The organism is Finegoldia sp. P3-F-LR (assembly GCF_052932165.1).
Window position 1 is genome coordinate 1 of sequence record NZ_JBRFJE010000009.1, and the last position, 23,250, is coordinate 23,250.

Here is a 23,250-nt window from a genome sequence, read left to right on the forward strand (position 1 = left end):
CTATTGATTTAAGTCCTCCTGATTCACCTGATAAGTATTCTAGTACTAATTTTATTTTAAATTCTTTTGTGTATTTTGGCATACAAAAACCCCTCCATCCGTATTCCGGATTTTGGGGTTCAGGTCATTGCCTATCCTTTTTGAATTCTCTTAAATTCTAATTTGTTTTCAAAATAGTATGAGTATATTTCATTTTCATCTGGTATATCATCAAAATCTATCAAATAAGTTTGGGTATTAGAATGTGTTCTAACGGCCATAGAAGCGGTCTGTGTGTCGAAAGCACTTATATACCTAGTAAATGTATAGTAATCATGTGAATCGTTCCTAAAGAAGCCCTCAGTGATTTTTAGAGGCTCTAAGATACTAAATGCTGATGAGTATGCTTCGTTTACATTATTAGATTTCTTGTGAGTTGACAGGATGTATTTTGCTCTGATGAATCTACTGACAGGGTCATAGGCTCCTGTCAAATCTTTTATCTGATTAAACTTGGACAAATCACCGACGGATTTTTCATATCTTTTAACGTGTGAAGAATATTTTGGTGAATTAGTCATTACTTTAGGATTGTCTCCACATGGGACTAATTTGTGATTTTTGTATTCTAAAACTGTTGAATCACCTGTTCTGTCCACAAACATAAAGTGGAAATCAGGGCATATCACAGAATTTCCATCAACATCTTTGTTAGCTAGGTGAATATTGTCCAAATCATTTAACAATTCTTCAACTGTTTTGTAATTTCCAAGTGCAAAATTCATGAAATCTAGTGAATTTGTGTTTATTTTCCCTTCAACTGGATGATTGCTAAACAAATTATTTGCGATAAACATATTAGTACAACCGCACAGTCCGTGTTCATTTACACCATCTTTGATTGGGTACAGATTTCTAAAACACATTCCCATCATTTTATATTTTGAACGCATTGGTTTGTGATACAAATCATCAGCATAATGAAATCCTCTTGGAATATAAATCATGTTGTATTCCAAAGGAACTTCAAAATCAAGAGTACGTGCCATCACAGAGCCTTGTGGATAATCTACAATAATTGTTGTACACATATTATTCGACTATCATCTTCGCAAGTACATCAGGGTTTCCACAACCAGTAGTCAATACCATGTCATTGTCTGAAACTTTAGAACGAAGATAATCACGTGCTTCTTCAAAAGTTTTGTAGTATTTTGCATTCACGCCATTTTTAACTAGTTTTTCGACCAAATCTGTAGAATGAATGCTGTTGTCGAATTTTTCCCTTGCAGCGTAAATTTCTGTTACAATGACTTCATCACAATCGTAGAATGCATTGGCAAAATCATCCAATAGCATCTTAGTTCTTGAGTAAGTATGGGGTTGGAATACGCAGTAGAATTTGCCCTTTTTGTGCTCATCTAATGCTTTCAACGTATTTTTGATTTCAGTAGGGTGATGGCCGTAATCGGTCTTTATTTCACAACCTTTGTAAAATCCTACAGTTTCCATTCTTCTATGAAGATTTTGGTATTCCTTCATATTTTTTCTTATTGTATCGATATCGATGTGGAATTCGTAACATGCGATAATCGCAGCCACTGCATCGTATATGTTATGACGTCCAATTATAGAAAGTGAGAATTCTTCGTCTTTGTCAAACTTTTTAGATGAAATTACAAATGTAGGATTGCCATTTTCATTAAAAGTTATATCGTGGACGTTGTAATCAGCCTTTTCATTTTCTATACCAAATGTTATGATTTCTCCTTTGATGTGAGATAATAGAGGTTCACAGTTTGGATCGTCTATGTTTATAATAGCTTTGGAATTTTCGTCCAAGTTTTTCATGTAGCCAATGAATGTTGCAACAATGTGGTTCAAATCCTTATAGTAATCCAAGTGGTCTTCATCGATATTCAAAATAATAGCCATTGAAGGATAGTAATTGAGAATATTTGCTTTGTATTCACAAGCTTCTGTAAGCATGTATTCACTATTTCCACAGTGAACATTGCCTTGAATTTCGTCTAATTTTCCACCTAAAAGTATAGACGGATCAACTTTTGCATCAATTAATATTTTCGCAATCATTGAAGTTGTAGTTGATTTGCCATGAGATCCACTAACTCCTATGGAGTATTTGTAATTTCTCATTAGTGCTCCAAGGAAGACACCCCTGCTTACAACATCTACTCCAAGTTCTCTTGCAGCAACTAATTCTTCGTTGTCGTCTAAGATTGCATCAGTGTATACAATTAAGTCAGGATTTTTGATATTTTCTCTTTTTTGTCCGATAAATATTTCAACTCCTAGACTTTTTAGTCTATTAGTTTCGTCAGATTCTTCTCTATCACTTCCAGAAACTTTGTATCCGTAGTGGTTTAATAACTCAGCGATACCACTCATTGATATTCCACCGATTCCAATAAAATGTATATATTTAAATTTGTGCTCTTCTATATTAAAATTGAACATAAGCCCCTCCTTATTTCCAACTGTTATTATATCACAAAAAATTGAGAAATATTGAGCTTTTAAGAGCCTAAAAATCTACAAAAACATTAAGATTTATTTGATATACAAATGTGGTTTTAGTGTTATAATTAGATGGAGGAGAAAACATGAAAGATATATTACTAATCAACGATATGCCAGGATATGGGAGAGTCGCTCTTAGTTGTATGATTCCTGTGCTAAGCAACAAAGGTAAAAGCGTTTTTAATTTGCCAACAGCTGTTGTGAGTAACACTTTGGATTATGGCAAATTTGCTATATTAGATACGACAGAATACATGAAACAAGCTACAAAAGTATGGGAAGAATTGGATTTTAGTTTCGATTTAATAGCTACAGGATTTTTATACAGCTTAAAACAAGTGGACATAATTAAAAAATTCATAAAAAAACAAAAAAACTCACCAGATGTTATTGTTGATCCAATTATGGCAGATAATGGAAAACTTTATAATGGATTGGACGATGACAATATTGAAAATTTCAGAAAACTTATAGATATAGCTACAGTAATTATTCCAAACGAAACAGAAGCTAGAATGATTACTTGTAAGATGAATGAACCGATTAATGATGTGGCAGAAAAACTTATCCAAATGGGTGCAAAATACGCCGTCATTACAAGTGTAGAAGAAAATAATGAACATTTTGTTTTCTGTATGGATGAGAATTTTGTATCAGATAAAATATATTATGAATACATCGACACATCTTATGCGGGAACAGGGGATTTGTTCTCAGCATTATTCATAAGTCAATATTCAGAAAATAAATCAATATTTGAGTCAGCAAAGTATGCTAGTTTAAAAACGACTGAACTACTGAAACTTTCCTTGGATATTAAGGACAAGGCTCGTGGACTACCAATAGAAAGATTTATAGATATCTTGTAATTTAGAATTATCAAATAATTATTAGAAATTAATGAATATATCGTTGTAAATTGTATATTCAATTGTTATAATATTATTGCAAAAAAATACTAGGGGGATAATATGATTGATTTAGACGCTTTAGAAAAGAGAAATAAAAGAAAAAGCGTGATTATGATGGCAGTTGGTGTCATTCTTATTGCATTGGGAATTCATTTTTTCTTAGCACCAAATAAATTGTCATTAGGTGGGGCAGCTGGTATGGCAATTGTAATAGGTAATTTCGTTCCTATTTCAACGGGTCCAATTTTGATTATCATCAACACGGTTTTATTTATTGTAGGATTTATCATGCTTGGTAAGGCATTTGGACTTAAAACTATAATATGTTCTTTGGGACTTAGTTTATTGGTGTGGATTTTGGATATTTTATTTCCTATGGACAAACCATTGTTTGAAGGAAAAATGATTCAACTTATTGCAGCAGTAATGATCTACGGAACAGGAGTAGGAATTGTACTTAATAACTACGCATCAACTGGCGGCTCTGACATATTCGCTAAGATATTGAATAAATACTTGGGAATTGAGTTGGGTAAAGGATGTTTGATGGTGGATTTCCTTATAACATTATCAGCATGGTATGCCTACGGAACAGAAATAGCTATATACTCACTTGTAGGTACTGTACTTAATGGCTTAATAATAGATTTTACCATCAATGGTATGAATACATCAAAACTTTGCACGATTACCACATCAAAGCCTGATGAAGTAAGCAAGTTCTTAGTAGACAATCTTACAAGATCTGCTAATATATACACAGCAAAGGGTGCTTATTCTGGAATGGAAAAAGAAATCGTTCAAACAGTTGTAAGCAACAGAGATTTTATTATGCTAAAGAAATACATCCAAGAAATAGATCCATTAGCTTTCGTTATTGTTTGTAATGCAAGTGAAACATACGGTTGGAGATGGAGAAATATAATAGAGTAATTTAATTAAAGACAACCTTAGATTATTAGTTTGATTAAACTTTTAATCTGAGGTTTTTTTAGTGGGGAAGAAGAGTAGGGAAAAATTGAGAAAAATATTAAAATAGCTCAAAAAAAAGATGTGTGAAAAATCACACATCTTTTTAAAAGCCTATAGAATTATTCTATATAACCATTTTGTTTTAGTATTTGTGATGCTTTATCTAAGTTTGCATCAGACACTTGAACGATTGGACCAGTGCAGCCCATACCGCTTTCAGCGTATATATTTTCTTTCCATAAAGCTTGAACAGCATCTTCAATTTCAAGAATATCAATTCCTGAGATTGTTGCAGATACAACTTCTTTGTCTGGCATTTTAACTTCTTCAGAAGATTCCTTTGGAGCTTCTTTCTTAGTTAAAGAATCTAAGATGCCTTTGAAGTCAGCCTTTTCAGCTTGTTTATAGATAGATTTTTTATTGTTATCAATTCCACCAGCTACTGTTTGGTAAGCATATTTTAAAGCATTTGCAACTACAGGAGCACCTGAAGCACGAGATACTATAAATATGTTTCTTTCGTAGCCTTCACCGATACCAGGACCATATCCAAAACCAGTAGTTTCGTAGTTACCACCTGATGTGAATGAACCGAACATCTTCATTAATAAGTTACCTGTTAATGAATCAGTTACCATTACATCACAGCTTCCCATAAGAAGGTCATTACCTCTCATTACGATACCACCATCAGCTCTTTGGCTTTCAGCAAATTCGATATCAAATCCGTTGTCTTTGAAGTGTTTCAAAGCTTTTTCTACTTGTCTAGCACCATCGATATTCAAAATACCAACTGTTGGTTTTGCGATACCACAAGATTTAGCTGCGATAACACCTGCAACTGCATTTCTTACCATAGCTTTTGTTCTTTCTGTATCACTAGTTCCTGTAGTAGTAGCTAAGAACATTTCTTTGCCAGTACCAGGAGTGATTACTCTACCAACTGTTGAAACACCGATAGGGAAGTTGTAGTGAAGAGTTACACAGGCTTGAATTTCGCCACTGTCAAGTAATTCTTCCATCTTTTTGTACATATCTTCATCGTTGTCAACTTCATAAGTTTCATGTTCGTCATCAACTTTTTCACCGATAACAACTACTTCAAAAAGATCAGAATCAGCTAATTCAATAGCTTTTTTCATGTTTTCAACACCGTGTTCACTACCTAAAGTAGTAAGACCGATTTTTACTTTCTTACCAAATTTTCCGCTTTCGATAGCTTCAGATATTTCAAGAAATACTTCGGAAATTTTTTTATTATCCATGTCTACACCTCTATTCTGCTAAAAGATTTTCAGCTAGTTTTCTCATGGATTCTGCGATTACTTTCTTAATTTGATCCTTTTCTGATTCAGATGAAACTGATGATTCATCTTCCATTTTACCATCATTTCTTTCCATAACGATAGATACACCATCAAATAAGTTAGTCATTCTACCTAGGAACAAACTACCTTTACCAACGAACATTACTCTGTTGTAATCTCCTTCAGTTAAGTCTTTAATAGCATGTCCTGCATAAGGAATACCTGATGGGATGTGTCCTTGTGTTGGAGCCCAACCTACTAAGCCTTTTTCTTTAATGAAATTAGCTAATTCTTTTCTGTCTAAGTCTCCTTGTTTAACAGCAAGGGCAGCGATCATCTTATAGTTAGCTTCAGGAACATTTCCAGCACCAGCAGGTTTAGTGATATCTGGGTTTTGCATTTCTACAGAGTATTTATCTACATCAGTAATCTTTAATCCATTTTCTTCTAATGAATGAGATACTAAGCTTGAGATAACTGCTTGTGGTGAAGAACCAGTCTTAACTGTGTGACGTCCTACGATGTCAGTTCTTAATACTGGGTGAACACCATCATTTTCTGAGATTAAAATTGCAAATCCACCAACTACGTCTTCAAGAACTGGGAAGCCCTTTTTAACGTGGTCTTTAGCGTTCATACCTAATTTAGCAGTTGAACCACCTGCTACTACCATAACATTTTTATAAACACCAGATTTAACTAAAGCACTTGCTTCGATTAATGAGTGAATAGGAGCTGCACAGAATCCTCTTGTATCAGAGCCTGTTGCATTTTGTAATCCTACGATTTCAGCGATAGATTTAGCGAAGTTACCGCCACCTCTTTGGTTAACGTCTCCGCAGGCTTCTTCTGAACATTCGATTACATAATCTATATCATCTCTGTTAATGTCATTCTTAGTAACTAATTCTACAGCTGCTAGTACACCTGAAGCTTTTACTACTAAGTTTTCGAACATTGTGTGAGCGCTTAAGTTTACGTCGATATCATGTGCTGCTTTGATATAACCACATACTTTTCCGTCATGGTATAAAGCTTCTGCCATGTGAGTGTCGAATAATTCTTGAGCATTTGAAATATCAGATCCTTTTAGGTGACCAAAATATGGTTCTAAAATAGGATATTCTTCTTCGATAACTGGTTTGATTTCGTTTACGAATTCTTCAGAAAGTTTTACTAAGTCGAATGCATCAGACATTTGTAATAATGCGATGAATACGTCTTGTTTTACGATTTTACCCATTTTACCATCAGCCTTACCTTCTTCGTAAGAGTGATCAGTAAATGGCATTTCGTAATTTTCAAGTTCTTGAGGAGAAACATTTCCTATATAAACTTGGTTAGGAAGATATTTTACTACCTCATCAAAACTTCTAATGTGTTTTCCAACTTCTTTTAAGAATTCAGAATCTGGGTTTACTACTCTTTCAGTTTGACATGTTGATCCATTTTGGATAATCATATCAGGAGTGTTGACTAATACATAGCCAGCTCCCTTTAATACTGGAAAATTCATCTGTTAACTATTCTCCTTTATTATTTATTTATATTTGAATTAGTCTTCAAAAACTGTTTGATCTTCTACCTCTGTAGTTAAAGCGTTTAATGCTTTCATAACAATCTTTTTACGAAGACTATATTCTTCTTCTTTAGTTAATGCTGGGTTTCCTAATGGGTGAGGAATAGCAATAGCTGGGACAATTCTGTTAGCACCTACTGTTAATGAGATAGGAGTAACTGTACAAATATGAACAACAGGAAGTCCTGTACGTTCAATTGCTTTTACCATCGTTGCACCGCAACGTGTACAAGTACCTCAGGTACTAGTAAGAACAACTGCGTCTACATTGTCAGCTAATAATTTTTCACCAATTTCTGTACCAAAAGCATCAGCGTTAGCAACGGCAGTACCATTACCTACAGTTGAATACCAAGTTTCGTGTAATGAACCAATAACGCCTTCTTTTTCTAATTCTCTCATAACATCGATTGGTAATACTCTGTCGCCATCTTCATTAGCGTATACTGGGTCGTATCCACCGTGAGCTGTTTCAGAGTTTTCATCTGTCAAATCATTGATTCCTGAGAAATCATAAGAACCGTATTTAGTTGCTGAAGATGATTCGATGTGATCTGGGTTTCCTTTTGGAACTGTACCACCAGAAGTTACAAGAGCGATTCTTGCTTTTGATAAATCTTTGATAGCTTTACCAGGTTCAACTCTGTCGAATGCAGGCATTGGATATTCTGTTTCGAATTCTTCGCCATTAATTTTCTTAATAAGCATTTCAACAGCTCTTTGAGAACCGATTTTGTCTGAGAAGAAGTTAACACGAACTCCTCTTTCAATATATCCTTCTTCTTTAGGAGCGCCAATTTCTTCTCCCTTAGCAACCTTAGGACCTAATTTACCGATTTTCTTCATAGCGTCTCTCATACCAGCGGCACTATTCTTAGTTTCTACGATATAAACGTCCTTTTTGTACATATCTGCACCTGGGTTTTCAGGATACATACCTGTTAATACAGGAATATTTAATTCATCTTTAACTGCTTTAGCCATTGTACCAGCAGCAACACCGTATCTACCAGCGTTGAATGCAGGACCAGTTACTACGAAGTCTGGGTTAGCTTCTTTGATCATTCCCAATACTTCTTTTTGAGCAGATTCCATATTTTCACCGAAATATGAGTCACCACATACTACAGTTCTAACTACTTCAAAATCTTCTCCCAATGCTTTAGCTAATTGAGCAGAGATAGGAGGTAATTGTTCTGCTATAAATGGTTTTATATCAGCTTTTTCTTCTCCACCAATACCAGCGAAGAATTGGTTTATATAATGAACAACTTTAATTTTATCCATTAAGCTTACTTCCTTTCTTTATAAAAATTTACAATAATCGCTTCTGATATCGTTCATTTCTTCAGCGATTTCATCAACGTCAAGAACCATTTCCATCATACCAACTTGTTCATCATAAACGTCAGCATCGAATTGTTCTTTACATTCTTCTTCAACAACATGGTAAACTAACAATCCAAGTTCAACGCCTGCTAATGGGCCTGCGAATGTTGGGTCACCTGCTGTTACTGTTTCAGCTGCAAGACCTGCAGCTTCAGCTTCTGCGGCACCTAGAAGAACCACTACGTTTTCAGCTCCGTATTGTTCAGCGAAGTCTTTAACTCTCTTTTGGTTTTCTAAGTCCATAGCTCCTGCACTAGTTCAGACGAAACATTCTGTAGATGAGAAAATTACTTCTGTGTTAGGAACTGTGTTTACACATGTTTCAATTGCAAGACCTGGAATTCCATCACGGTCTCCAATTATGATAACTTTTTTATTTTCTAAAAATCCCATAATTATCCTTTCTTAAGTTTATATTTTATTTAGTTTTGAATAAATCTTTTTTATATTAATTAATAAGTTTTTGCTGTTAATCTGTTGAATCCAGTTTCGTTAGTAGCACCAGTAATTGCTTGGATTTCTACTTCGATAGTACCGTCATCTTTTAATGCTCCATCAGATCCACCTGCGATAGTGTCAACGAATTGGATATGACCAATTACTTTGTCCATCTTTGGTAAAGTGATGAATTGGTTAGCATTACCACCAGTTACTACTGCGTTTGCAGCTGGGTCAGCATCTGCTAATGATTGAGAAGCACCGTCACGTCCTGCATATTCATCAGTGATGATAACAGTTTGGATTCCTTTGCCTTCAATCTTCTTACAGTTCATGATTAAGTCAGTATCTGGGTTACCGAAACCTTCTTGTGATACGATAGCAGCGTCAGCTCCTAAGAATTCACAAAGTTTTGCAGTCATGTCAGAGTGTCTGATCTTATCCATCAAGTATACATTTTCGTTAGTAATTACAACTCCTAAGAAGTTGATTGATTTACCGTGTTCTTTGTATAATTCTCTGATTACACCATTGTTTAAGTGAACGTAAGTTGGGTTTTTGTCACAAGCACTTACACAGTTACCTGAACAAATTGCTCCGTCCATGATTTCAGTTGGGTATAAGAAAGTTGGAATAATTTTCTTAGCGTCAACTCCATAAACATAAGTGTCGTGTAATAAACCTTGAGTTTGTAACATGTAAACATATACAACTTTTGGTAATTCTGGATATTGTTTAACTTGTTCTAAGATTGGAAGAGTTTCGAATGTTTCCCATTCATCTGCTTCTAAATCTTTTGCTAATCTACCGATGAAATCAGTGATTCTTAAACCAGCCATTCTAACGCCAGCTTCGTGATTGTGTTGTTTAACACCTTCAACTGGTTCGATAGTTACTACTAAGTTAACTGTCTTAGAGAATGGAGTGTATTCAGCACCTAAACCTGACATATCGATGATACCTTCTTGGAATCCTACGATTTTACCTGTTGTAACAACAGCAATGTCTTTAAGAGCGATAGTTTTACCTGAACCAACAGGATCAACTTTGTTTAAAATTCCTGGGAATACTTCTCCACCTTCAACTTTAACTCTTGGTTCGTTAACATCCTTAACTGGTGTTATACGAGTGCTTTCGCCTGGATGAGCGATATCAAAATCAATTGATTCTAAGTGTTCATCATCAGCTACACCTGATACATCTGCTAATTCTTTCTTATTAAGATACAAAATGTGGTCTTCGATTCTTGACTCACCTTCATCAAAGATGATGTCTTTAATAAAAATCTTACCTAATTCAAGACGCATATCTTAACCTCCTATAATAATTTTTTATTTAAACTCAATAGGGGAGTGACCCCTAATGAGTTTTTAACTAATTTACTTCTACTTTAATCTAGTTTTAGATTAGTTGTAGTGTTTTTGGATCATTGCTTCTATGTTTTCCAAATTAGCGTCATCTTTATTGATTTCATCAATTTTTTGACCGTCTTTGTACATTAACATAGTTGGTAATCCTAATACTTGTTGTTTGATAGCAACTCTTCTAGCTGAAGTAATGTTTAGTGAACAGAATTTAATTTTGTCACCGTATTTTTCAGCTAATTCATGAACGCCTGGCATAAGTGCCTTACATGGTTCACATCCGTCACTCCAGAAGTCTACGAATACTAATCCTTCAGCTTCTAATACTTCTGGTTCAAAAGTTTTCTTGTCTAATTCTAACATTTCAAATGCCTCCTAAAATTTTTATATTAATATTCTATCCAAAGTCTGACTAATGATGTCGAAATCGACAACCCTGAAATCATCTAAGATTTCGGGCGGCCAACGCTTTGGTTTAGAAATATTCATAAACTTAGTTGCAGTGTTGATAGATTCTTCAATCATCATCAAAGAATCAGTATCAAATTTGTCACCCTTTTCCAAAATAACAGATCTAAAAACAGTTTCGTTTGGTTTTACTGATCCATAAAGTGGGTGAGTGACTAGGCGATAATTTTGATGAATTAAATCGCGAGCTTTTTTCAAAATTCCGATGTAGTCGATATCAATGTATTCAACTGTTACATCATTCCTTTTGATAGCATCTTTAAAAAATTCATTGTTTGTGATTAATAACATCTTTTACCCTACCTGTCTTTTGATTCGTTATAAGCTATTTTCTAGCTCAATATTATTATATAACAAAATCACTCAAATGTAATCATATATAGAAAATCATAATAACCGCTCATAAAAAATCACAAATTACTTTATCAAATGAAATTTAATTTGTTAAAACCAAAACATTAAAACGTAAATAAAAAATTCGAATTCTATTCTGATTTAAAAAGCGATTACGATCTTCCAATCGCTATATGATAGACAATTCTCTGCTCTTATATTATAATTTACTCATAAGTTAATGTCAAATACGTATATAATATATAGAAGAAAATGGAGGACAAAAAAATGGGAGCTAATTTACAAGAAATGTTCAAGAAACTTCCTCAAGTTTCAGAAATTTTAGAATCGGAAGAAATTTTAAAGGCTTATGAAGAATATCCTGAAAGTTTAATTAAAGATTCTGTGAGAGAATCCATAGAATTTTTTAGAAATAGAATATTAAATAAAGAAGAGTTTGATTTTTATAACAAAGATGTTATTGATAAGGCATTTGAACTGATGGACAAAAATTTTTCTCCATCATTGAAACCAGTAATAAATGCTACAGGAGTTATTTTACATACAAATCTTGGTAGATCATTATTAAATGAAAAAGTAGTTGATAATTTGTGTAAAATCGCAGGGAATTATTCTAACTTAGAGTACGACTTAGATGAAGGAAAAAGAGGCTCCAGATATGTTCATGCTGTAGAACTTTTAAAAAGAATCACAAAAGCAGAGGATGCTGTAGTTGTAAATAATAATGCGGCGGCTGTTTTTCTTGCCTTAAATACTTTAGCTCAAAATAAACAAGCTATTATAAGTAGAGGAGAACTAGTTGAAGTCGGAGGATCTTTTAGAATATCTTCAATTATGGAAAAATCTGGTGCAAAATTAGTAGAAGTTGGTTCAACTAACAAAACACATTTATATGATTATGAAGATAATATTAATGAAGAAACTGCTCTTATAATGAAAGTTCATACTTCCAATTATTCTGTAGTAGGATTTAGCGAAAGTGTAAGTGGAGATGAATTGAGAGATTTGTGTGATGAGAAAGGCATACATTTAATAGAAGATTTGGGTTCAGGTTCGTTGATAGATTTGTCAAAGTTTGGGCTTAGTTATGAAAGAACTGTGAAGGATTGTATTAATGAAGGAATTGATTTGGTATCATTCTCTGGCGACAAGATTTTAGGTGGACCTCAAGCAGGAATTATTGTTGGAAAGAAAGAATTGATATCTAAAATTAAGAAAAATCAATTATTAAGAGCGTTCAGAGTTGATAAGTTTACACTAGGTGCTTTGGAAGAAACTCTAAAATTCTACTTAGATGATGAAAAGGCAATTGCAAATATCCCGACATTGAAGATGATATCCATGCCAAAAGAAGAAATTCTCAAAAAAGCAGAAAAACTTAAATCTATGATAGAAAAAGAAGTAGATTTGAATATGGAAATTGTGGAATCTCAAAGCGAAGTTGGAGGTGGGGCATACCCATTAGACAAACTAAATTCGTATTCTATTGCCATTAGACCAAAAATGAAAGTATCAGAATTTGAACGTAGACTTAGACTATCTGATGAACATATTATTGGAACTGTTCATGATGATACATTCTTCATGGATTTAAGGTGTGTTTTTGAAAAAGATTTTGAAAGAATTGTAAATGTAATAAAATCTAATTTATCGTAGAGAACTCTGAGGAAAATCCCGGATTTTTAATTCGGGATTTTTGACTATTTGAACAAAAAATTTAGAAAAAATGTAGGAAAATATTTACAAAGTTAGAATTAATATGTTATAATGACTAAAAAGGATTTGATCCTTGTTTTTTTATTGTTTATTGTTTTAATGTAAAATTTTTAAGTTAATAATATTTAACTCTTTGCATTTTTTGGAAAACGATACACATTAAATAATGTCAATCAGAAGAAAAATCAATAGGAGGTAAATTATGAAAAAAAAGTATAACATAGGTCAGGTAATCACCTATGCTGGAGCGTTTATCGCATTACTTATAGGATCTGGATTTGCAACGGGCCAAGAAATTTTACAATTCTTTTCTTCATATAGACTATATGGACTTATAGGAATTATGATTTGTTTTGGTTTGTTTACGTTTGCAGGATTATCATTCTTAAACGACGGTTATTATTCAAAATTTGAAAAACCAAACCAAATTTACAAATTAATGTGTGGAAATAAGATAGGAACTATCGTAGATTACTACGCGGTATTTTTTATTTTTTTATCTTATACAGTAATGATTGCCGGTGCACAAGCGACAGCTGTTCAACACTTTAATGCACCGAAATATGTAGGTGGAGCTATTATGGCTGCGGTTGTTATTTTAGTCGTAATGCTTGGACTAGGTAAGATTGTAGATGTTATTGGTAAGATTGGACCAGTTATTGCGATAATGGCAATAGTAATAGGGTTAATTTCTATATTCATGAATATGGGTAATTTACAATCAAGTCTTGATCTTATAGAAAAATTAGTTAACAGTGGAGAAATTAAAGTAGCTAGTAAGAACTTCTTCCTAGCAGCTGGATCATATGTAGGGTTCAATATGATATGGCTAGTTGCGTTCTTGGCAGAAGTTGGAAACACTGCAAAAAGCTTAAAAGATGCTGAAGCTGGTGTTTTCATAGGTTCTACTGGATTTTCAGTTGCAATATTCATAATGAGTATAGCAATCATATTATCAATTCCTGATTTGTACGATTCACAAATTCCGGTATTGGTTTTAGCCGGTAAAATTCATCCAGTTCTTGCAACAATATTCTCTATATTTATAATGTTGGGTATATTTACAACATCTGTTCCTTTGTTATGGACTGTAACAGGAAGATTCTTTGATGAAGGAACTAAGAAATACAAATTATTTACTTTAATAGCTGGTATTGTTGGGGCAATCATTGGATTGACTTTGAAGTTTGACTCATTAGTAAACATCGTTTACGTTGTTAATGGATATATAGGAATGGTTCTATTAGCATGGATGATAATTAGAAGTGCAACTGGAAAAGCTAAAAAACAAAGAATGGAAGCAGCACAAAGAAATAATATTGAATTTGAAGATTAAATTAGTCGGCGATTTGTATCGCTGACTTTTTAATGAGTTTATTTATAAAAATTTACTATTAATCAGATAAATTAATAACAAAATAATTTATTGTAAAAATCGAATATCTAACAAAAAAACAGCCTAATTAAAGGCTGTTTTCTTTTTAAATAATAATAAGAAGAATATTCACTTTAAGTGAAATGTTAGATTTTATAAAAATTTACAATAATCGCTTCTGATATCGTTCATTTCTTCAGCGATTTCATCAACGTCAAGAACCATTTCCATCATACCAACTTGTTCATCATAAACGTCAGCATCGAATTGTTCTTTACATTCTTCTTCAACAACATGGTAAACTAACAATCCAAGTTCAACGCCTGCTAATGGGCCTGCGAATGTTGGGTCACCTGCTGTTACTGTTTCAGCTGCAAGACCTGCAGCTTCAGCTTCTGCGGCACCTAGAAGAACCACTACGTTTTCAGCTCCGTATTGTTCAGCGAAGTCTTTAACTCTCTTTTGGTTTTCTAAGTCCATAGCTCCTGCGCTAGTTCAGACAAAGCATTCAGTACTTGAGAAAATTACTTCTGTATTTTCTACTGTGTTTACACATGTTTCAATTGCAAGACCTGGAATTCCATCACGGTCTCCAATGATTATAACTTTTTTATTTTCTAAAAAACCCATAATACATCCTTTCTGTATTTTAAAATATATTTTTCATTCTAATAAGAATGAAATTACCACAATCGAACGCCTATCGTTCGTTGACATCATTATAATATCATAATAAAAAAAAATTGCAAATTTCACAGCGGAAATCTGCAATTCTTTTATAGAAAATCTCAATAAATGAAATTTAGAATTTATCTACGTATTTTTCAGCTTGAGTGGCAGCGATAGCGCCGTCTGCAGCAGCTGTAACTACTTGACGTAGAGTTTTTTGTCTAACATCACCAGCTACATAAACGCCTTCAACGTTAGTGTGCATTTCTTCGTCAGCTAAAACATATCCGTAATCATCTAATTCGATTTTACCTTTGAATACATCAGAGTAAGGGATTGTACCTACGAATACGAATACACCCATAGTTCCGTCATCTTCGTCACAGTGGTATTCTTCTTCGTTACCTGATTCTTTGTCAACCATAACGATTGATTCCAAGATTCCTTCACCTTTGATTTCTTTAATAGAAGTGTTGAATCTCATAGATAAGTTATCGCAAGCTTTTGCTTCGTCTTCAGCAGTCTTATCACATTTTAAGTGATCGCCTCTAACTAAAAGAGTAACTATTCTAGCAAATTTTGTTAAGTAAGTAGCTTCTTCAACTGCAGAGTTACCACTACCAACAACGAATACTTCTAGGTCGGTAAAGAAATCTGCATCACAAGTTGCACAGTAAGATACACCTTTACCAGTGAATTCTTTTTCACCAGGGCATCCTAATTTTCTTGGAGCAGCACCAGTAGCTATAATAACAGATTTTGCTTCTAATACATCTCCGTTTTTTAATGTAAGTTTTTTTACTTTGTCAGAAAAATCAACGTCAACAACATCTGCTCTTCTAATTTCAAGACCGAAGTTGTCGATTTGGTCAGCCATTTTTTTGATTAAGCTTGGGCCAGATTCTCCAACAATTCCACCTGGATAGTTTTCAATAGAATCAGTAGTAGTAATTTGACCACCAGTTTTTTCTTTTTCAACTATCAATGTGTTCATTTTAGCACGTGCAGCGTATAAACCAGCTGATAAACCAGCAGGGCCAGCACCAATAATAATTAAATCATACATGTAAATTCACTCCTTAAATTTCTTTTGAGTAAGAACTCTATAAATAATAATATCATAAAAGGTCAAAAAAATCACTATTAAGCGTTTAGTTAATGTTAAAAAATAATTATAACAAAAATGTAACAATTAAGCTATTAGCATAATATAGCAGTTAGTTTACAATAAAACAATAAATGTCTGTAAAATAATAAAAATTTTAGTAAAGTTATTGCATTTTACTAAAAACATAGTATAATAATAGTAAGAGATATGAAAAGATTTTCATAAGTGATTTGGTTAGATTTACTTAGTCAAGCATTAGCATTAATTTATTTAATAATCCAGGATATAAGATTTTAAATGCTTGACAGAGGCAAATTTGAGAGAAGATTTGTTGTATCATAGTATAATCACAATAAAGGTTTTCAAGTATCTCAAAAAATTTAAGGAGGAAATTTTATGGATCAAAAAGCATTAAACGATACCATAGTGGCCATCAACAGTTTTCTAAGTAACAACATTTTATTGATTGCACTTTTAGGTTGCGGTATATTCTATACAATCTATTCAAAAGGCGTTCAATTTAGAAAATTAGGCGCAGCATTTAAACAAACTTTTGGAGGAGTTTTCTCAAAAGAAAAGAAATCTGAAGATGAAGGAGTATCTTCTTTCCAAGCATTAGCGGTAGCTATAGCAGCTCAAGTAGGTACTGGAAACGTTGCAGGGGTTGCAACAGCAATCATGGCAGGTGGTCCAGGTGCAATATTCTGGATGTGGCTTGCAGCAATATTAGGTATGGCTACAATCTATGCCGAAGCAGTTTTAGCACAAAAATTTAGAGAAAAGGACGATGAAGGTAACTTTGTCGGAGGTCCTGCTTACTACATTAAAAATGGTATTGGACCAACTCATCCTGGATTAGCAAAAGTAATGTCAACAGCATTTGCAATTTTAATTGTAATAGCATTAGGATTCGTAGGAAATATAGTTCAATCAAACTCAATTGCAACAAGTGTTGTAGCCGCTACAGGTGGTAAACTTAATCCTATTATTGTAGGTATTGTAGTTGCAGTATTAGCTGGTGGAGTATTCATCGGTGGTATTAAGAGAATTGCAAACTTTGCTCAATTAGTAGTTCCAATTATGGCTTTGATTTATATAGTTGCAGCTATTATTATGATGGTAAAATTCCATGAACATATTATCCCAGCTTTCAAACTTATATTTGAAGCAGCTTTCAACCCACAAGCAGCTCTAGGTGGTGCTATGGGTATCACTATAAAAGCAGCAGCAGCAAAAGGTGTTGGTAGAGGATTGTTCTCTAACGAAGCTGGTATGGGTTCTACACCACACGCTCACGCTACAGCTCACGTAGCTCATCCTGTATTACAAGGTTACACAGCTATGGTAGGTGTATTCATCGATACAATTGTTATTTGTACAGTAACAGCATTAATGATTTTAGTTACAGAATCTTGGACAGATAAAAGTCTTAACGGTGCATTAGTTACTCAAGAAGCTTTCACTAGAGCTTTTGGACCAGCTGGTACAATTTTACTAGCAGTAGCACTAGGCTTCTTCGCATTCACTACAATAGTTGGATGGTATTACTTCGGTGAAACAAACATCAGATTCTTATTCGGTCAAAAAGGTTTGTGGCCATACAGAATTTTAGTATTGTTATGTATCATTGCAGGTTCTTTACAAGAAGTAGACTTAGTATGGAACACAGCAGACTTAACAAACTCATTAATGGTTATACCAAACATTATCGCTATCATTATGCTTCATAAACACGTAAAAAATATGAGCTTGCATTATGAAACAAATGGTAAAGAAGGTTCATTATAAAATAAGTCAAGATTTATTTATAAGAGATAAAAAACATCACGAAAGTGGTGTTTTTTATTTTCCTAAAATTCTATTGAAGAATAAATGTAGTTTGTTTTGTGTAAAATGATAAGAATTTGATCTGGAATATGAGAAAATAAATGGGAATTTAAAAGTAAGTATTCAAAATTTTAAAATTAAACAAGAAAATTAAAAAGTGAATTGTATTTAAAAGAATGCAAAAAAAATTACCAGATAAATCTGGTAAATATGTAAGCACACCCGAGTCTGTTAGAAAAAGCGGAGGCGATTCTTAATAGTTAGCTCAAAATAGGCACCCTCACATCACACAGAAATAACTGCTTATGGCTGCTACCTTCCGATCCTGACCAGGTTCACAGGTTCCTGTTGCGTGAGACCCACTTCTCAACACCACTTTTTAAGTTCATACCAACACTTTTAATCCCGCGCTCGGGAATTCGATCCTGCTGTAGCGATTGCAGGTTACAGGGCATCGCTAATTCCCCATCTAGTGCATGGCGGAGAGTAAGGGATTTGAACCCTTGAAACACGTTAATGTTTACATGATTTCCAATCATGCTCCTTCGGCCAACTCGGACAACTCTCCAGATATCGTATTGTTAAATTATAATATGATAATTAACATTTGTCAAATTTTTACATAGTTAACAATAATACAAGAATTTTAAAATATCAAGCAGATAATTATAATAATTACCGTATTAGAGGAAACAAAAAAGTAGTATGCCTTAGTTGACATACTACATAAAATTCAATTTATTTTCTCTTTTTAATAGCATTAATAATAGATAATAATATTACTGAACCTAAAATTGCAACTAGGATGCTGTAAATATTAAATCCATTTACTCCGCTTTTTCCGATAATACTCATTATCCAGCCACCGATTGTAGCTCCGACAATACCGCAAAGAATGTTAGCACCTGCTCCCATGCTTGCATCATTACCAGTTATTTTAGATCCTATCCATCCTGCTAATGCTCCTACTATAATCCATGATAAAATTCCCATATATAATACCTCCTTATTGGTCATAATCTCTTACAGTTTAATTTATACCCTCGGTTTTGCAATTCTAAACATAGATTGTAAAAATAATTGGGAAAATTGTAAAATTAACGTAAACAATTTGATAATTTATTGTAAAACACTTAGAAAAACAGATAATATATAGTAAAATTAAATAAAGAGGTGTTATTAATGATTTATGCAGTCATAGATATAGGTTCAAATACAATAAGATTATCAGTATATAAGGTGATTAAAGATTCTGTCAAAAATCTTTTTAATCAAAAGTCCACAGCATCTTTAGCATCGTTCATTGAAAAAGGAGTCATGAATGAGCACGGCATTCAAAAACTAATCAATACATTAAATGAATTCAAGAATTTAATATCAAATTTCGAAGATATTTCAAAAACCTTTGCAATTGCTACGGCGTCAATTAGAAATTCTTCTAACAGACGTGAAATAATTGAAAGGGTAAGGACAGAGGTTGGAATTGATATTGAGTTGATTAGCGGAGAAGAAGAAGCAAAGTTGTCTTTTTTAGGTGCGGGAATTGATTCAAAAAGTGGAATTCTTACTGATATAGGAGGAGGAAGTAGCGAAATAGTAGTTTTCGAACAAGGAAAAGTTGTTAGAACTTCAAGTTTAAATATCGGATCGCTTGTAGCTTTCGATAATTTTTCAAAAAATTTGTTCATGACAAATGATGAGAAGAAACTGTTAGAAGATGATATCAAATTAATGCTTGCTTCTAATAATCTCAACAGAGTACAACACGATATCTTGTGTGCGGTCGGAGGAACTGCTCGTGCTTGTCTCAAATTATACAATGAAATTTATGACAAAGAGTCTGGTAATGTGATTATTACTATGGATGGACTAAAAAAATTGATTAATACACTCATGAGTATGCCTGATAGAGAAAAAATGAAACTTATTTTAAAGGTAAAGGCGGATAGGGTTCACACATTAATTCCAGGAATGATTATTTTGTATAGAATTTCTAAATATTTTTATGCCGATATTATTAGAATTAGCATGACTGGAGTTAGGGAAGGTTTTGTTTATAATAAAATTTTAGGAAGGGGATAAAATGTACGATATTTCGTTTACGCAAAATAGGGAACTATCGTGGTTGAAATTTAACGAAAGAGTTCTTGAAGAAGCATCAGAAAAGAACGTGGAATTATTTGAAAGATTGAAGTTTTTCTCAATATTTGATACTAACTTTGAAGAGTTTTTCATGGTTAGAGTGGGTAGTCTTACTGATATCAATGATATGAAAAAGAAGGTTATAGACAATAAATCATTGATGAATGCACAAGAGCAATTAGATTGTATTATGGATGAATCTAAAAAGTTATATGAGAAAAAAGATTCTGTTTATGAAGATTTAAAACAAGATTTACAAAAAGAAAATGTAAATATTTGTAAAATAGATGAACTCAATGATAGAGAAAAAAGGATATTGTATTATTATTTCAATTCTACGATTGCCCCTATTCTTAGCTTTCAAATAGTAGACAGGGTTCATCCATTCCCTCAAATTCCTAATTTGGCAATTGTAGTATTGTTTCAATTGACTTCTCAGTCTAAGAGTAAGAAACAATTTATGGGATTGATTCAAGTTCCAGATAAAATTAAAAGATATGTAAAATTATCTGACACAAGAGTTGTACTTATTGAAGATGTTATCAGAGAGTTTGGTCAAGAAATATTTGATAATTACGAATGTGAGTCAAAATACATTTTGTCTGTAACTAGAAATGCAGACATCGAATACGATGACGAGGATTTGGAATTTGATGATGATTACAGATCATATATGAAAAAGATGATAAAACTCAGAAAAAGATTGAGACCTGTAAGACTTGAAATTAACGAATTTCCAAATGATGAAACTAAAGAATTTTTGTTGAAAAACTTAAATTTGACAGAACATCGTATGTTTGTGACAAAAAGTCCGATGAGATGTGGATTTTTGTTTGATTTGGTATACGATATGCCAAAGGATGTAATTCAAAAATATACGTATGAAGAATTTTCTCCACAAGATTCTTCGATGATATCAAAAGAAAAATCGGTTATCGAGCAAGTTTACGATAAAGATTTGTTCCTTTCGTTTCCTTATGAATCCATCGATCCATTTATAAGACTTTTGAATGAGGCTGCTGAAGATGAGTCAGTAGTTTCAATTAAGATAACAATTTACAGATTGGCAAAAAATTCTGAAATCACTAAAGCTCTTATAAAAGCTGCCGAAAATGGCAAGGAAGTTGTGGTTCTTATGGAATTGAGAGCGAGATTTGATGAAGAAAATAATATTTTGTGGTCATCTAGATTAGAAAATGCTGGTTGTAGAATTATTTACGGATTTGACCATTACAAGTGTCATTCTAAGGTTTGTTTGATTACTAAAATTAAAGATGACAAGATTTCGTATATCACACAAATTGGTACAGGAAATTATAACGAAAAAACAGCGAAACTATACACGGATTTTTCGTATATGACAACTAGACATGAAATTGGTGCAGATGCTAAGGCGCTTTTCGATAATTTTTTGTTAGGGAATTTGAATGGTGAGTACAAACATTTGATGGTTAGCCCTCATTCTATGCAGGTTGGACTTGATAAATTAATCGATGAACAAATTGAAAAGGCTAAGTTTTCAGATGATGGTTATATTAGAATCAAAATGAATTCAATTTCAGACAGAAAATTAATAGACAAACTTTCCAAGGCTTCTTGCAAAGGAGTAAAGATTGATTTGATGGTGAGAGGAATTTGTTGTTTGGTTCCAGGTATAAAAGATAAAACTGAGAACATCAATGTTTATCAAGTAGTAGGAAGATTTTTGGAACATCATAGAATTTATCAATTTGGTAAGGCTGAAAATTGCAAAGTATACATTTCATCAGCAGATTTTATGACTAGAAATATTAGAAAAAGAGTGGAAGTTGCAGTTCCAATTTACGATGATTTTATTAAGAGCAGAATATTGAATTTCATGGATATTATGTTTGCTGATGATACTAAAATCAGAAAATTAAATCCTGATAAATCATACTCAAAAGTTGAAAATACTGATAATAAAAATGCTCAAGAAGTATTGATAGAAATTGCAAAAGAGAATGCTGAAAAACAAAAATCAGAATTTAACAATGAGAGTAGAGTTATTAATTCAAAATCTAGTAATTCTATAACTCAAGATAATAATGATAATAAAAGAATGAATTTATTCGATAAAATTAAGAATTTCTTCAAAAACTTGACACATTAATAAATTATGTGAGAATATTTAGGTATAATTTTTAATGGGGTGAAATTATGACAGAAAGAAAAGTTCCTAATTTTTTGATCGAATCAAATACAGGAAGTAATATAAAAAACATCGTCGGAATAGTAAGTGGTAAAGGTGGAGTAGGAAAAAGCCTTGTTACTTGTCTATTGGCAAACGAAATGGCAAAAAAAGGATATAAAGTTGGTATCATGGATGGTGATATTACAGGGCCATCTATTCCGAAATATTTTGGATTAACTGAAAAGGCAACAGCTGACTCAGAAGGTCACATCAACCCAGTTACGACATCTAATGGAATCAAAGTTATCTCAATGAATTTGATGCTTCCAAAAGATGATGATGCAGTAATTTGGAGAGGACCTGTAATCGCAGGCGTTGTTAAACAATTTTATCAAGATGTAAATTGGGGAGATTTAGATTATTTATTTGTGGATATGCCACCAGGAACTGGTGATGTTCCATTGACAGTATTTCAATCAATTCCAATTAAAGGAATTGTTGTAGCGATGTCTCCATCAGGACTTGTTGAAATAATTGTAAAAAAAGCATTGCATATGGCAAAAATGATGGGCAAAAAAGTAATAGGTGTAGTTGAAAATATGAGCTACTTGGAATGCCCTGATTGTGGAAAACACATCGAAGTTTTCGGAACAAGCACTGTTGATAAAATTGCCGAAGAAGAAAATATCGATACAGTTTGCAAACTTCCAATTAATCCAGAGATTTCAAAATTAACTGAAAATGGAAAGATAAGTGAAGTCGAAACAAATTATTTGGAAAATATTACAGAAAAAATAGAAACTTTATAAAACTTATAAAACTAGCTCGTTTGGGGCTAGTTTTTTTCATAAATGAGGGAAATATCAAAATTGCAACCGGTGGTTGCGTAATTTCAAATCAAAGTTTGTAGCAATCAACTGCAAGATTTCATAAAATTAAATTAACAAAAATCCAAGGAG

At 33.0% G+C, this 23,250-nt stretch carries 20 protein-coding genes, 1 tRNA gene and 1 other RNA gene; 8 read left to right on the plus strand and 14 right to left on the minus strand.

All coding sequences use genetic code 11. From position 1 onward, the window contains the following. Window positions 1–131: 131 nt before the first annotated feature. Both ACU68U_RS04700 and murC read right to left on the minus strand, forming a co-directional pair. Window positions 132–1,070, minus strand: a complete 939-nt coding sequence (locus ACU68U_RS04700; RefSeq protein WP_446762834.1) for a linear amide C-N hydrolase — start codon at window positions 1,068–1,070, stop codon at window positions 132–134. 1 nt (window position 1,071) lies between these two features. After that, window positions 1,072–2,457 carry a UDP-N-acetylmuramate--L-alanine ligase gene (gene murC, locus ACU68U_RS04705; RefSeq protein ID WP_446762835.1) on the minus strand — a complete coding sequence of 462 codons (1,386 nt, stop codon included), beginning with the start codon at window positions 2,455–2,457 and terminating at the stop codon, window positions 1,072–1,074. A 146-nt stretch (window positions 2,458–2,603) separates the two neighbouring features. Between murC and ACU68U_RS04710 the strand changes: the two genes are divergently transcribed. Both ACU68U_RS04710 and ACU68U_RS04715 read left to right on the plus strand, forming a co-directional pair. After that, a complete protein-coding gene (locus ACU68U_RS04710) occupies window positions 2,604–3,389 on the plus strand; it encodes a PfkB family carbohydrate kinase (protein WP_446762836.1) in 786 nt (261 codons plus the stop codon). Between the two features lie 102 nt (window positions 3,390–3,491). Further along, on the plus strand, window positions 3,492–4,364 hold the full coding sequence (locus tag ACU68U_RS04715; protein ID WP_154271631.1) for a YitT family protein: 873 nt from the start codon (window positions 3,492–3,494) through the stop codon (window positions 4,362–4,364). 158 nt (window positions 4,365–4,522) lie between these two features. Here the strand turns inward: ACU68U_RS04715 and grdD are convergent, their stop codons facing one another. The 7 genes from grdD to ACU68U_RS04750 all read right to left on the minus strand — a co-directional run bounded on the left by grdD (window position 4,523) and on the right by ACU68U_RS04750 (window position 11,239). After that, on the minus strand, window positions 4,523–5,668 hold the full coding sequence (gene grdD, locus ACU68U_RS04720; RefSeq protein WP_002835450.1) for a glycine/sarcosine/betaine reductase complex component C subunit alpha: 1,146 nt from the start codon (window positions 5,666–5,668) through the stop codon (window positions 4,523–4,525). A 10-nt stretch (window positions 5,669–5,678) separates the two neighbouring features. Continuing rightward, window positions 5,679–7,226: a glycine/sarcosine/betaine reductase complex component C subunit beta gene (grdC, locus tag ACU68U_RS04725; RefSeq protein WP_154271630.1), complete on the minus strand. Its 1,548-nt coding sequence runs from the start codon at window positions 7,224–7,226 to the stop codon at window positions 5,679–5,681. A gap of 39 nt (window positions 7,227–7,265) precedes the next feature. Next, window positions 7,266–8,576 carry a glycine reductase complex selenoprotein B gene (gene grdB / locus ACU68U_RS04730; protein WP_154271629.1) on the minus strand — a complete coding sequence of 437 codons (1,311 nt, stop codon included), beginning with the start codon at window positions 8,574–8,576 and terminating at the stop codon, window positions 7,266–7,268. An 18-nt stretch (window positions 8,577–8,594) separates the two neighbouring features. Continuing rightward, the gene (gene grdA / locus ACU68U_RS04735) at window positions 8,595–9,071 is read right to left on the minus strand and encodes a glycine/sarcosine/betaine reductase complex selenoprotein A (protein WP_080545251.1); all 477 of its coding nucleotides are present in this window, start codon (window positions 9,069–9,071) and stop codon (window positions 8,595–8,597) included. Window positions 9,072–9,130: 59 nt separating this feature from the next. Next, window positions 9,131–10,423, minus strand: a complete 1,293-nt coding sequence (locus tag ACU68U_RS04740) for a glycine/sarcosine/betaine reductase component B subunit (RefSeq protein ID WP_094206886.1) — start codon at window positions 10,421–10,423, stop codon at window positions 9,131–9,133. Between the two features lie 99 nt (window positions 10,424–10,522). Continuing rightward, on the minus strand, window positions 10,523–10,843 hold the full coding sequence (gene trxA / locus ACU68U_RS04745) for a thioredoxin TrxA (protein WP_002835444.1): 321 nt from the start codon (window positions 10,841–10,843) through the stop codon (window positions 10,523–10,525). A 21-nt stretch (window positions 10,844–10,864) separates the two neighbouring features. After that, a complete protein-coding gene (locus tag ACU68U_RS04750; protein WP_094205388.1) occupies window positions 10,865–11,239 on the minus strand; it encodes a GrdX family protein in 375 nt (124 codons plus the stop codon). Between the two features lie 330 nt (window positions 11,240–11,569). On the opposite strand from ACU68U_RS04750, the gene selA reads away from it, so the two are divergent. After that, complete coding sequence (gene selA, locus ACU68U_RS04755) at window positions 11,570–12,958, plus strand: L-seryl-tRNA(Sec) selenium transferase (RefSeq protein WP_154254473.1); 1,389 nt, start codon at window positions 11,570–11,572, stop codon at window positions 12,956–12,958. A gap of 262 nt (window positions 12,959–13,220) precedes the next feature. Next, entirely contained in the window at window positions 13,221–14,354 is a 1,134-nt protein-coding gene (locus ACU68U_RS04760; RefSeq protein WP_094206888.1) for a YkvI family membrane protein, read from the plus strand. A gap of 192 nt (window positions 14,355–14,546) precedes the next feature. Here ACU68U_RS04760 and grdA (ACU68U_RS04765) read toward each other — a convergent pair whose 3' ends face one another. Together grdA (ACU68U_RS04765) and trxB are read right to left on the minus strand one after the other, a co-directional pair. After that, window positions 14,547–15,023 carry a glycine/sarcosine/betaine reductase complex selenoprotein A gene (grdA, locus tag ACU68U_RS04765; RefSeq protein ID WP_080545250.1) on the minus strand — a complete coding sequence of 159 codons (477 nt, stop codon included), beginning with the start codon at window positions 15,021–15,023 and terminating at the stop codon, window positions 14,547–14,549. Between the two features lie 172 nt (window positions 15,024–15,195). Next, entirely contained in the window at window positions 15,196–16,128 is a 933-nt protein-coding gene (gene trxB / locus ACU68U_RS04770) for a thioredoxin-disulfide reductase (protein ID WP_446762837.1), read from the minus strand. Window positions 16,129–16,566: 438 nt separating this feature from the next. On the opposite strand from trxB, the gene ACU68U_RS04775 reads away from it, so the two are divergent. Then, window positions 16,567–17,958 (plus strand): alanine/glycine:cation symporter family protein, encoded by a 1,392-nt coding sequence (locus tag ACU68U_RS04775; RefSeq protein WP_446762838.1) that lies wholly within the window; start codon window positions 16,567–16,569, stop codon window positions 17,956–17,958. A gap of 253 nt (window positions 17,959–18,211) precedes the next feature. Here ACU68U_RS04775 and ffs read toward each other — a convergent pair. The 3 genes from ffs to ACU68U_RS04790 form a co-directional block, all read right to left on the minus strand. Further along, an RNA gene (gene ffs, locus ACU68U_RS04780) (signal recognition particle sRNA large type) lies at window positions 18,212–18,475 on the minus strand. After that, window positions 18,475–18,565, minus strand: a tRNA-Ser gene (locus tag ACU68U_RS04785). The genes ffs and ACU68U_RS04785 overlap by 1 nt, the downstream gene beginning before the upstream one ends. A gap of 170 nt (window positions 18,566–18,735) precedes the next feature. Continuing rightward, a complete protein-coding gene (locus ACU68U_RS04790) occupies window positions 18,736–18,990 on the minus strand; it encodes a GlsB/YeaQ/YmgE family stress response membrane protein (RefSeq protein ID WP_094206893.1) in 255 nt (84 codons plus the stop codon). A gap of 189 nt (window positions 18,991–19,179) precedes the next feature. On the opposite strand from ACU68U_RS04790, the gene ACU68U_RS04795 reads away from it, so the two are divergent. Genes ACU68U_RS04795 through ACU68U_RS04805 form a run of 3 tightly spaced genes read left to right on the plus strand, consistent with a single transcriptional unit; the run spans window position 19,180 to window position 23,100 of the window. Beyond that, a complete protein-coding gene (locus ACU68U_RS04795; RefSeq protein ID WP_446762839.1) occupies window positions 19,180–20,079 on the plus strand; it encodes a Ppx/GppA phosphatase family protein in 900 nt (299 codons plus the stop codon). A gap of 1 nt (window position 20,080) precedes the next feature. Beyond that, window positions 20,081–22,270: an RNA degradosome polyphosphate kinase gene (locus tag ACU68U_RS04800; protein ID WP_154271936.1), complete on the plus strand. Its 2,190-nt coding sequence runs from the start codon at window positions 20,081–20,083 to the stop codon at window positions 22,268–22,270. Between the two features lie 47 nt (window positions 22,271–22,317). Continuing rightward, complete coding sequence (locus tag ACU68U_RS04805; RefSeq protein ID WP_446762840.1) at window positions 22,318–23,100, plus strand: P-loop NTPase; 783 nt, start codon at window positions 22,318–22,320, stop codon at window positions 23,098–23,100. Window positions 23,101–23,250 lie beyond the last annotated feature (150 nt).

Coding starts and splice junctions, on each gene's coding strand:
- ACU68U_RS04795 (WP_446762839.1), top strand. CDS start 19,180: ATGATTTATGCAGTCATAGATATAGGTTCAAATACAATAAGATTATCA.
- ACU68U_RS04760 (WP_094206888.1), top strand. CDS start 13,221: ATGAAAAAAAAGTATAACATAGGTCAGGTAATCACCTATGCTGGAGCG.
- trxA (WP_002835444.1), bottom strand. CDS start 10,843: ATGTTAGAATTAGACAAGAAAACTTTTGAACCAGAAGTATTAGAAGCT.
- ACU68U_RS04700 (WP_446762834.1), bottom strand. CDS start 1,070: ATGTGTACAACAATTATTGTAGATTATCCACAAGGCTCTGTGATGGCA.
- ACU68U_RS04710 (WP_446762836.1), top strand. CDS start 2,604: ATGAAAGATATATTACTAATCAACGATATGCCAGGATATGGGAGAGTC.
- ACU68U_RS04750 (WP_094205388.1), bottom strand. CDS start 11,239: ATGTTATTAATCACAAACAATGAATTTTTTAAAGATGCTATCAAAAGG.
- ACU68U_RS04805 (WP_446762840.1), top strand. CDS start 22,318: ATGACAGAAAGAAAAGTTCCTAATTTTTTGATCGAATCAAATACAGGA.
- ACU68U_RS04740 (WP_094206886.1), bottom strand. CDS start 10,423: ATGCGTCTTGAATTAGGTAAGATTTTTATTAAAGACATCATCTTTGAT.
- ACU68U_RS04775 (WP_446762838.1), top strand. CDS start 16,567: ATGGATCAAAAAGCATTAAACGATACCATAGTGGCCATCAACAGTTTT.
- murC (WP_446762835.1), bottom strand. CDS start 2,457: ATGTTCAATTTTAATATAGAAGAGCACAAATTTAAATATATACATTTT.
- grdD (WP_002835450.1), bottom strand. CDS start 5,668: ATGGATAATAAAAAAATTTCCGAAGTATTTCTTGAAATATCTGAAGCT.
- ACU68U_RS04715 (WP_154271631.1), top strand. CDS start 3,492: ATGATTGATTTAGACGCTTTAGAAAAGAGAAATAAAAGAAAAAGCGTG.
- ACU68U_RS04790 (WP_094206893.1), bottom strand. CDS start 18,990: ATGGGAATTTTATCATGGATTATAGTAGGAGCATTAGCAGGATGGATA.
- grdC (WP_154271630.1), bottom strand. CDS start 7,226: ATGAATTTTCCAGTATTAAAGGGAGCTGGCTATGTATTAGTCAACACT.
- ACU68U_RS04800 (WP_154271936.1), top strand. CDS start 20,081: ATGTACGATATTTCGTTTACGCAAAATAGGGAACTATCGTGGTTGAAA.
- trxB (WP_446762837.1), bottom strand. CDS start 16,128: ATGTATGATTTAATTATTATTGGTGCTGGCCCTGCTGGTTTATCAGCT.
- selA (WP_154254473.1), top strand. CDS start 11,570: ATGGGAGCTAATTTACAAGAAATGTTCAAGAAACTTCCTCAAGTTTCA.